This is a genomic window from Candidatus Kurthia intestinigallinarum (assembly GCF_003991225.1).
Classification (GTDB): domain Bacteria; phylum Bacillota; class Bacilli; order Bacillales_A; family Planococcaceae; genus Kurthia; species Kurthia populi.
This window is the reverse complement of the sequence record NZ_JTFC01000152.1, coordinates 1-1,617: the sequence shown is the minus strand read 5'-3', so window position 1 is coordinate 1,617 and position 1,617 is coordinate 1. Positions and strand designations below refer to the sequence as shown.

Sequence of the window (1,617 nt, the reverse complement as noted above, 5' to 3'; positions counted from 1 at the left end):
AAATAGTTGCATGTTTGGTCTCCTTTAGAAACTTAACAAAAGTAGAAATTTCCACCTTTGTTAAGTAGATTTATTGAATCGTTGTGGTCGTTTTTCTTTTATGAAATTTGAGAAGAGTTGCAGTAATTCTTCTGTTTCTTCAATGGATAAATGGTGTGCGTCCAAGTACTTATCGAGTAATGCCCCTTTTTGGATGAGTATATGGCTACGTTGTTTACGGGATTCGGTCTGTTGTAGCTTGGTTACCTCAAGTTCTAAGCGATTTTTTTCAGCGATTAGTTTTTGTAAGTGATTAGCTGTCATGGCTTTGATCAGGTGCTGCTTTTGGTGTGTTGTAGTCTTGATAAAGTGTAGCGAGCGTATCAACTAAGTCGTCCAGTTGTTTTTTAGAAAGTTCTTCATGTTGAATATTTAATTTGGCTAAGAGTTGGCGTCCAATATGAGCGTTCATCTTTTCTTTTTCTTGACGGATTTGTTCTTTCATTTCTTCAAGCTTATCGAGTTTTTTACGAATCTCATTCATGATTGTTGCTCCTCTCATTCTTGAATATTATTTTAACAATATTAGAGCATAAAAGAGAAAATAATTCAAATAATAAGAGATTTGTGATAATATCGCTAATAACAAGGGCGCTAATAACAAGGGCGCACTTATACACCATCTGTACGCTACGCTTCCATTTGGTGTATGTGCGAAAACATGGTCACGCTTCACGTGAAAAACTCGCTAGCGCTCCTGTGGAAAGAGGGATGCTTGATGGCAATTTATCATTTTAGTATGCAAGTCATTTCTAGAGGTAAAGGACAATCAGCAATTGCCAGTGCAGCTTATCGAAGTGGAGAACAATTATATAGTGAACGGTATGATAAGGTCAGTTCTTATCATCATCGTGATGTGTTGCCAGAGACAATGCTTTTAAAGCCTGTTCATGCCCCGGAGTGGTGTTTAGATCGGGAAAGATTATGGAATGAAGTCGAGAAGATTGAAAAGGCGAAAAACGCTCAATTAGCGCGTGAATTTACAGTTGCATTACCAGTGGAGTTATCACAGCAGCAGCAAAGAGAATTACTACGTCATTTTGTGCAAGAGGTATTTGTAGATGAGGGTATGGTTGCGGACATTGCCATTCATCGTGATGATGCCAAAAATCCACATGCCCATGTGATGTTAACGATGCGACCATTTTTAGAAGATGGGAGCTGGGGTGCGAAGTCTCGAAAAGAATACATTGTTGATGAAAACGGAGAGGCTTTATTTACGGAAAGTGGCGCGAAAAAGTCCCGGAAAATTGATATGAACGATTGGAATCAGAAAGATAAATTACAGCAGTGGCGTACAGCTTGGGCGATGTATGCGAATCAGCATTTATCGCTTGCCGGTGTTGGTATCGAAATTTCTGAGAAGTCACATGCTGATTTAGGGTTGGAGCAGGAGCCGACGATCCATGAAGGGTATGTCGCACGGAAGATGGAACAGGAAGGACGTTCCTCTGATCGAGTGGCGATTAATCGTGAAGTGAAGGAGCGCAATGAGAAGAAATTAGCACTTCAGGACGTTGAGCAAAGGTTAGAGCAGTTTGAAAAGCATGAACTCATTTTAAAGGCATTATCGCCAGC

The 1,617-nt window shown here is 40.1% G+C and carries 3 protein-coding genes; 1 reads left to right on the top strand and 2 read right to left on the bottom strand.

All coding sequences use genetic code 11. The features are described 5' to 3' along the window. Positions 1-60 precede the first annotated feature (60 nt). Together QI30_RS19335 and QI30_RS19330 are read right to left on the bottom strand one after the other, a co-directional pair. Complete coding sequence (locus QI30_RS19335) at positions 61-303, bottom strand: hypothetical protein (protein WP_126992113.1); 243 nt, start codon at positions 301-303, stop codon at positions 61-63. After that, a complete protein-coding gene (locus QI30_RS19330; protein WP_126992112.1) occupies positions 293-523 on the bottom strand; it encodes a hypothetical protein in 231 nt (76 codons plus the stop codon). The genes QI30_RS19335 and QI30_RS19330 overlap by 11 nt, the downstream gene beginning before the upstream one ends. A 234-nt stretch (positions 524-757) precedes the next feature. On the opposite strand from QI30_RS19330, the gene mobQ reads away from it, so the two are divergent. Next, positions 758-1,617 (top strand): MobQ family relaxase (gene mobQ, locus QI30_RS19325; protein ID WP_158621098.1); only part of this gene is annotated, 860 nt, incomplete at its 3' end.